This window comes from Comamonas sp. MYb21 (genome assembly GCF_037479395.1).
GTDB lineage: Bacteria > Pseudomonadota > Gammaproteobacteria > Burkholderiales > Burkholderiaceae_C > Comamonas.
On the sequence record NZ_JBBGZC010000003.1, the window covers coordinates 362378 to 370328 of the forward strand.

Below are 7951 nucleotides of genomic sequence, written 5' to 3' on the forward strand. Positions count from 1 at the left end.
CCAGGAGCCCTGGTTTGACGGAAGCCCTGAACCTCGTCGTCACGCTGCAGCCCCGCGCGGGTTGTTTGCCGGATGTCGTCTCGACACTCACAACCTTGGCGCAGGCCTGCCGGCAAGAAGCCGGCTGCCTGCGCTACGACGTGGCGGTGGGCAAGGAGCTGGTCTATCTCTTTGAGGTATGGACCGACCGCCAGGCGTTGGCAGCGCATGAGACGGAGGCACACTTTGTGCTGGGCGTCGCAGCGCTGAACCGCCTGTGTGAATCCCAAAGGGTGGAATTTGTCGAGTGGCAGGGGCCGGGCTAGCCGGCCTCGCTATCCATCTCCCTCACTACTGAAACGGCTGCACTGGGCGGGTGCTAGTGGTGCCAGGTGCTGAGCCAGGCAAAACCGGTCATCACCGCGAAAGCCGCCAGCGCAAACGGCAGCAGGAAGAGGTAGACCGACCGCTCCTCTGCAGCCCCATGGCTGAGTTTGGCCGCAATGGACATGCGCACCGGTGAGAAAAAGCCCAGTGCCAGCCCGGAGACATGCACCACCGCGCCCGTGGCCAGCAGGCTGATACCGGCCTGTGACGCGAGCGTGGAGAGCGGTGGCAAAAGCAGGCTGTTGCTGGCGTTTCCGGTATTTGCAATGATGCCCAGCGCTCCCGCCAGCGCTGGGGTGAGCACCATGGCATCCGGCCCCAAGGCAGCAAAGAGGCCGTTGGCCAGGCCTTGGGCGATGCCCGATTTATTCAGCATTTCCGCCATCATCGCAAACAGAAACACCGTCCACACGGCTTGCTTGCCGGTGGACCAGGAGGCCAGGACCTCGGCCTTGAGCGTGTGCGTGCGCCGGCGCAAAGCAGCGGTCAACAGCGCGGCCACCAGGAACCACAGGCCGGAATGCATCAGCGGCAGCAAGGTGGGCAGGTCGGGAAAGGGCCGGAACCATAGCAGCGTCGACAGGCATTCTCTGAGGCTGGGAAAGAGCCTGGTCGCGGCCAGCCATCCGATGATCAAGCCATAGGGCAGGCAGGCGATGGCACGTTGGCGAACTTGCTGCCCATCGGGGCGCTCATCCACCAGGTAGCGAAGAATGATGAGCGGGCTGAAGGCGGCAAGCAGTGCCGTCTCCGGACCCAGCAAGGAGGTGCAGGCCACGAGGCTGGCCAGGCTTGCCGCCACCCAGAGCAACTCCCATGCGCACTCGCGGAGCGACATGTGCTCTTTGGCTTGGCGCAAAGTGACCCAGAACAGGGCCAGCCACAGCAGCATCAAGGTCGCGACAGGAACGGCCGAATACAGGGCCAGGTCCGTGGGCGATACCCGCAGGTAGGCGGCACCCAGCAGCGTGCCGCTGCTCATTGCACCCCAGGGAATGAAAGTCTGGCTGAGCAAGGCAAACACCATCAGATGGCGTGGCGCCAGGGCCAGGTGGCGCAGCATCATCACCGTGCCCACCATGCCGACGCCAAAGCCGGTCGCGGACTCGGCAAAGGGCCCCACCAAAAAACAGGCAAAGAAAAGCCGCCGACGGCGGGCATGGGGATCGAGTTCTGCCGCCGGGGCATCCGCAGTATCGAGCGCATGCTTGCTGGACGCCACGCGCCAGAACAGCAGGCCGCCCAGGATGTAGGGCGCTATGGTCCCGCCAATCCACGACCCTCTGAGAAGCGACTCAGCGAGCTTGTCGAGAGAGAACGGAACAGGGCCGGTGAAAAACGCAATCGGCACCGTCAAGGCCAGCCCCAGCAGTGCCGCCCGGGTCGCGTTCCACTTCAAAAAGGCGATGGCCAGCGCCACGACCAAGGTGGGCGTAGCCCACAGCAGGTAGCTATGCATTGCAGCGCTTGGGATGGGAGGCCGCTGCTTGCAAACAGAGCGCTTTTGTCGTCATGCCTGGCATACACAAGAGGTGTCGTTATTTATGGAGACGATTCTCTGACCTTCGAGGTGTTTGGCCAGTCACCTTGGCTGCTCTCCCCTGCGGCAGCCCGGCAGACGCGTAGCTGTCCGCAGTGCTCCAAACGCCTTGCCCGTCATCTGCGCATTCCTCAGACCTTCGAATTTGTCGAACACCCCTCTGCGAACTAGCCATTCCGCAAGCAGACGGCCATCCCTAGCATAGGGATCACAGATGCAGCGAGGCGCTCGTTCCCGGCGATCGCGGAGCGAAGACCTGGACGCGGGACGACAAGCGCTGGCCAGAAGTCCAGACGCAGAAATCGCGCAGGCAGCGCACGATAAAAAGGAGACAAACCCCATGAGACTGAAAGCAATCACTGCGGTGGCAGCGGCCGCATTGGCCTTGGCCAGCGGCGCCGCCCATGCGACCTGGCCCGCAGGCCCGGTGACGATCGTTGTCCCGTTTGCCGCAGGCCAAACGGGCGATATTGTGGCCCGGATGGTCAGCAAGGAGCTGCAGGCCAGGTTCAAGCAGGCCTTCATTGTGGACAACCGCCCGGGCAGTGGCGGCCGCATCGGCACCACCTTTGTCGCCCGGGCCAAGCCGGATGGCAACACCTTGCTGCTGACCAGCTCCGGCCCCTATGCCATTGCGCCAGCCCTTTATCCCAAAGACACCAAGTACAACCCCTTGACCGATTTCAGCGGCATTGCCGAGACGGGCTCTACGCCGCAGGTCATTGCGGTATCCAATGCCTCGGGCATCACCAGCTTTGCCGACCTGGTCAAGCAGGCCAAAGCCAAAGACATGTCCTATGGCTCCGCAGGCAATGGGTCGCTCCAGCACCTCACGATGGAACTGCTGAAAAAGGAAATCGAATTTCCGATGGTCCATGTTCCCTACAAGGGAAGCGCCGAGTCCAAGACGGCCGTCATCAGCAACACGCTCGAGGTGACTTCCGACTCCTTGCCGCCGCTTGTGAGCAGTATCAGCAGCCGGCAACTCAAAGCCATCGCGGTGGTGGATGACCGCCGCTCACCGTACATCCCTGAGGTGCCCACGCTCGGCGAGCTGGGCTACCCCAAGTTGAGTGCGGTGGCCTTCTTTGGCCTCGTCGCTCCCAAAGGCACGCCCCAAGACATCGTGGATGCCCTCAACCGCGAGGTGATTGCGATGTTCAGGACACCAGCTTTTCAAGAACAGATGAAAGCGCAGGCGCTGACCCCGCCTGTCGAGCGCACGCCTGAACAGTTCAATGCATACCTTGCCGGCGAGGTCGCGCGCTGGAAAAAGGTGGTCGAAGACGCCAAGGTCAGCGTGGAGTAGCGGGACACCTATGATTCGAGAAATATCCACAAGCCATATCACCAAAACCGTCGCCCAGCTCTGCATCGACGCTTGCCACTTGCTGCCGGACAACCTCATCCAGGGCTTCCACAACGCGGCGGAGACGGAGGTGTCACCTCTGGGCAAGTCGGTACTGCTCAAGCTCATCGACAACGACAGGATTGCCCGCGAGAACCAGGTGTCCTACTGCCATGACACGGGATTGACCATTGTCTTTGTCGAGCTGGGCCAGGACGTTCATGTGAATGGCGGAGGCTTTGAAGAAGCGGTGCAGGCCGGTGTGCGCAAGGGCTATGCCGAAGGCTTTATGCGCAAGTCCGTGGTCTCTGACCCTTTGCTGCGGATCAACAGCAACGACAACACGCCAGCGGTGGTGCACACCGAGATTGTTCCAGGGGACCAGATCCATTTCACCGTGGTGCCCAAGGGGGGCGGTAGCGAGAACTGGAGCACGATGAAGTTCCTGCTGCCTGGTGAAGGGGCCGAAGGCGTGAAGAAGTTTGTCCTCTCGGCCATCGAAGCGGCAGGGGGAGCTGCCTGCCCACCACTCACCGTGGGGGTCGGAATAGGTGGCAGCTTCGACAAGGTGACAGCCATCGCCAAGAAAGCCATTTTGCGGGATATCGGCGACCACCATCCCGAGCCGCATATTGCCCAGCTGGAAGCCGAGTTGCTGGCGCTCATCAACCAGACCGGTATTGGCCCCCAGGGCTTTGGTGGCTCCACGACCGCGCTGTGGTGCGCGGTGGAAACCTATGCCTGCCACATCACCGCACTGCCCGTGGCCGTGAACATTCAGTGCCACGCCAGCCGGCGCGCCACGGCCAGCATTTGACAGCGGAGGATTTGTACATGGCCATTCACCATCTTCAAACCTCGCTGGATGATGCAGCGGTCCTGCAGCTCCAGGCGGGCGACGAGGTCTACCTGTCCGGCGTCATCTACATGGCGCGCGATGCCGCGCACAAGCGCTTTGTCGACACCCTCAATGCGGGGCAAACATTGCCGGTCGATCTGCGTGGACAAGTCGTTTTCTATGGTGGGCCCGGCCCGGCCAAGCCCGGCCATGCGATAGGCGTCGTGGCACCTACGTCCGCGTATCGCATGGACCCCTATGCCACGGTTCTGTTCGACTACGGCGTTCGCGGCGCCATCGGAAAAGGCCCGCGCGGGGCGGCCATCCGCAGCGCCTGCCAGCAAAACCGTGCTGTCTGCTTCTCGGCCATTGGCGGCATTTCCGCGACGCTGTTTGCCTGCATCCGTTCGGCAGAAATCATCGCCTACGAGGACCTCAAGACCGAAGCCGTTCAGCGGCTGGTGATCGAGGATTTCCCGCTGCTCGTGACCAACGATGCACACGGGCGCGATATGTACGCCGAAGAAGTCGAGAAGTACCGGGCGCTGCTCAACAAGGCGTGACAGCCACTGGCGCCCAATCGGGGGATACTCATGCGGCCCCACCCTCCCATGAGACATCCATGCTTCCCGACCTTGACTCTCTAGCGCTTTTTGTGAAGGCTGCCGAGCTGCACAGTCTGACGCGCGCAGCCGATGCGCAGTCCATGGGCCTGGCAGCTGCCAGTCGGCGCATTTCGCTGTTGGAGCATCGCCTCAAATGCACGCTGTTTGACAGATCTCACAAGGGGGTGACGCTGACGCCAGCTGGCAAAACCTTACTGCACCATGCGACCCAGCTGCTCATCCAGCTCAACCAGATGCAGGTGGATCTGGAGGAGCATGAGCAGGGGCGTAGGCGTGCGGTTCGCATCCAGGTGAACACCTCGGCCATGGCCCAGTACGTGCCATCGGATCTTGCGAGCTTCACTGCGGCCAACCCCGACATTCGACTGACTGTCAAAGAACGCTGGAGCAAACAAATCGTGGAAGCCTTGCTGCTCGGTGAGACGGATGTCGGCGTCATCAACCCTGGCGGCTCCATCGAGGGCTTGGAGTGCCATCCCTACCGCTCGGACCACCTCACCGTGGTGCTTCCACCCCATCACCCTTTGGCGGCGTTTGACGAGCTCTGGTTTGATCAGGTGCTTGACTATCCGCTGGTGGGCCTGGAGCACGCGACCTCGTTGATGGACCTGTTGGCTGCACAGGCAGGCCTGGCGCAAAAGGCGCTCAAGCTCCGGGTCGAGATGCAAAGCTTTGAGGCCGTATCCCGAATGATTGAAGCGGGTATGGGTATCGGTGTTCTTCCCAAGGTGGCAGCGCAGGCTTACCTGCATGGCATGAACCTGCAAACCCGCGCTCTCAAGGATGAATGGGCCAAGCGGCAGATGCTGGTGTGCACGGCACGGGGCAGAGAGAAGTCTGAACAGGTGGACCGGTTGATGCAGGCGCTGCTGCTGGCGGCTCAGGGCGCGGACAAAGTGAGGGAGCCCTGAGTGCCACTGGCGGGAGAAGTCTGGTCGCACTGAGGCCAGAAAGAAGGGCCTGATAGCTTAGTCTGAGTCTGGGCTACTTACATGATCTCCAGGACCTCATGCACCGTCTTGCGCGGTTTCTGAGGTCCTTGTTCTTTGGCCGGGTAGCCCACGGTGACCAGCACGACTGGCACCTCGTCCGGCGCCAGGCCAAACGCCTGGTGCAAGGCCAGCGCATCAAAGCCCACCATCGCGCAAGACCCCAGCTGCGCGCCTTGCGCTGCCAGCATCAAGGTCATCGCCGCCAGCGATGCCGAGCGAACCGCTTCATCGCGCTGCAATTGCGCATCCCCCTCATGGGCCTGGATGGCCTGGGCGACCCAGGCATCGGCGGTGCGCTGGGGCAGGGCGCCTGCATCCACGCTGGGCTGCAGTGCAGCTGCCAGTTGGCGGTGTGCCGCCAACGTGCCGCAGACGATAAAGGCCACCGCAGCATCCATCACCTTCTGCTGGCCATAGGCCACGGCCTTCAGGCGGGCCTTGGCATCGTCAGAGCGCACGGCGATAAAGCGCCAGTTCTGCATGTTGTAGGCCGACGGGGCACGCGTGGCCTGTTCGATCAGGGCCTGGATGCGGGCGTCACCGAGCGGCGGGCCATCGACATAACGGTGAACGGAGACGCGGTTTTCAATGGCTTGTTGTACGGGATTGGTCATGGTCAGGTTAAGAGGCTAAGGGCTGAAAAAACGGACAGGTCGGCATTAGCGAGAAGGCGCAGCCGTCCACTGCACGGCCAGCACGCTGACCAGCACCACCACCAGTCCGGCCAGCGCCATGCCGGTCATCGATTGGCCCAGCAGCGCCCAGCCGAGCACGACGGCGGTGAGGGGGCTGAGCAGGCCCAGCGAGGCGACGGCCACGGTGGGCAAACGTGCAATGCCGCGAAACCACAGCGCATAGGCCAGCAGCGCTCCTGCCAGGCAGAGATAGGCATAGGCCAGCCCTTGTACAGCGCTGAGCGATGGCAGCGGTGCATCCAGCCACCAGGCCAGCGGGGCGAGCATCAGGCCACCCAGCAATAGCTGCCAGCCGGTGAGCGCCATCACCGGCAGGTCCAGCTGCCAGCGGCGCGTGAGCCAGACCCCGCTGGCCATGCAGGCGGCGCCCAAGAAGGCCGCGGCAATGCCGATGGGCTCGAATACGGTCTGCGGTGAGATCAGCAGCAGCGCCATGCCCAGCACCCCGGCCACGGCCGCCGCCAAGGTGCTGCGGGCGGGGGATTGGCCATCGGCCCACCAGGCCAGGCCCATCACCATCAGCGGCTGGATGGCGCCCAGCACGGCGGCCAGGCCACCCGGCAAGCGGTAGGCCGCCACAAACAGCAGCGCCTGGAAGGCGCCGATATTGAGCGCACTCAGGATCAGCAAGCGCAGCCAGTGCTGCTGCGCGGGCAGACGGCGCATGGCCAGCACCAGCAGCAGGCCTGCGGGCAGCACCCGGATCAGCGCGGCGGTGAAAGGGCGGTGCGGCGGCAGCAGCTCCGAGGTCACGATATAGGTGGAGCCCCAGACCATGGGGGCCAGGGCGGTGAGGGCGATGTCTTGCCAGCGGGATGGCTGCGAAGGGGCTTGCATAGGTTTTATCTTCAATTCAAGATAAAATGGATGCTAACCTTTAAATATCTTGATATCAAGACAAATGCCAAAAAAACCTTTGTCCCCTGCGGGTGATGCCGTGGACGCGATCCTGGCGCAATGGGCGCGCGAGCGGCCCGATCTGGATGCCAGCCCGATGGCCCCGATTGGCCGCATCAAGCGCTGTGCGGCGCTGATCGAGCAATGCCTGGATGCCAACTTTGCGCAGTTCGGCCTGAGCTTTTGGGAGTTCGATATGCTGGCCGCGCTGCGGCGCTCGGGCGCGCCTTACCGGCTCAGCCCCACCGAGCTGTTCTCCACCCTGATGGTGACCTCGGGCACCATGACCCACCGGCTCAAGCGCCTCGAAGCCAATGGCTGGATCGAGCGGGTGCCCCATGCGCAAGATGCGCGCAGCATGCTGGTGCAGCTGACCAAGCCCGGCATCAAGCGCATTGATGCCGCCGTTACCGCCCATGTGAACAAGGAGCGTGCGCTGCTGCAGCCCCTGCCCGCTGCAAGCCTGGCGGCGCTCAATACGCATCTGTCTGCGTTGCTGGCGGTGCTGGAAGGCGGCGTAGGCAACTCAGAGGATGAGCAGGGCAGTTGATGCGTTGTTGAGGGTTCAGTGTTTAGAACCTGTTCAAAGTCTCTACGCAGCCGCGTTGGAGTGCAATCGGGATGAGTTCGAAGGGATGGAACGCAGCTT

The 7951-nt window shown here is 62.8% G+C and carries 9 protein-coding genes; 6 read left to right on the top strand and 3 right to left on the bottom strand.

Annotated elements, in window-relative coordinates; all coding sequences use genetic code 11:
• The first annotated feature begins 14 nt into the window (after positions 1 to 14).
• The gene (locus WH367_RS06640) at positions 15 to 305 is read left to right on the top strand and encodes a putative quinol monooxygenase (RefSeq protein WP_339534973.1); all 291 of its coding nucleotides are present in this window, start codon (positions 15 to 17) and stop codon (positions 303 to 305) included.
• 53 nt (positions 306 to 358) lie between these two features.
• On the opposite strand, the gene WH367_RS06645 is transcribed toward WH367_RS06640, so the two are convergent.
• The gene (locus tag WH367_RS06645; RefSeq protein ID WP_339534975.1) at positions 359 to 1825 is read right to left on the bottom strand and encodes an L-lactate permease; all 1467 of its coding nucleotides are present in this window, start codon (positions 1823 to 1825) and stop codon (positions 359 to 361) included.
• 421 nt (positions 1826 to 2246) lie between these two features.
• Here WH367_RS06645 and WH367_RS06650 point away from each other — a divergent pair, with 421 nt between their 5' ends.
• From WH367_RS06650 to WH367_RS06665, 4 genes are read left to right on the top strand one after another with little or no spacing between them, the layout of a single operon-like run.
• Positions 2247 to 3215 carry a Bug family tripartite tricarboxylate transporter substrate binding protein gene (locus WH367_RS06650; protein ID WP_339534976.1) on the top strand — a complete coding sequence of 323 codons (969 nt, stop codon included), beginning with the start codon at positions 2247 to 2249 and terminating at the stop codon, positions 3213 to 3215.
• 10 nt (positions 3216 to 3225) lie between these two features.
• Entirely contained in the window at positions 3226 to 4071 is an 846-nt protein-coding gene (locus tag WH367_RS06655; RefSeq protein ID WP_021028900.1) for a fumarate hydratase, read from the top strand.
• Between the two features lie 17 nt (positions 4072 to 4088).
• Positions 4089 to 4655, top strand: coding sequence for a fumarate hydratase C-terminal domain-containing protein (locus WH367_RS06660; protein ID WP_339534977.1), 567 nt, complete (start codon positions 4089 to 4091; stop codon positions 4653 to 4655).
• A 59-nt stretch (positions 4656 to 4714) separates the two neighbouring features.
• Positions 4715 to 5629 (top strand): LysR family transcriptional regulator, encoded by a 915-nt coding sequence (locus WH367_RS06665; protein WP_339534979.1) that lies wholly within the window; start codon positions 4715 to 4717, stop codon positions 5627 to 5629.
• Positions 5630 to 5706: 77 nt separating this feature from the next.
• Here WH367_RS06665 and WH367_RS06670 read toward each other — a convergent pair whose 3' ends face one another.
• Positions 5707 to 6324 (bottom strand): nitroreductase family protein, encoded by a 618-nt coding sequence (locus WH367_RS06670; protein ID WP_339534981.1) that lies wholly within the window; start codon positions 6322 to 6324, stop codon positions 5707 to 5709.
• Between the two features lie 45 nt (positions 6325 to 6369).
• A complete protein-coding gene (locus tag WH367_RS06675) occupies positions 6370 to 7242 on the bottom strand; it encodes an EamA family transporter (protein WP_339534983.1) in 873 nt (290 codons plus the stop codon).
• A 64-nt stretch (positions 7243 to 7306) separates the two neighbouring features.
• On the opposite strand from WH367_RS06675, the gene WH367_RS06680 reads away from it, so the two are divergent.
• Positions 7307 to 7852 carry a MarR family winged helix-turn-helix transcriptional regulator gene (locus WH367_RS06680; RefSeq protein ID WP_339534985.1) on the top strand — a complete coding sequence of 182 codons (546 nt, stop codon included), beginning with the start codon at positions 7307 to 7309 and terminating at the stop codon, positions 7850 to 7852.
• Positions 7853 to 7951: the final 99 nt, after the last annotated feature.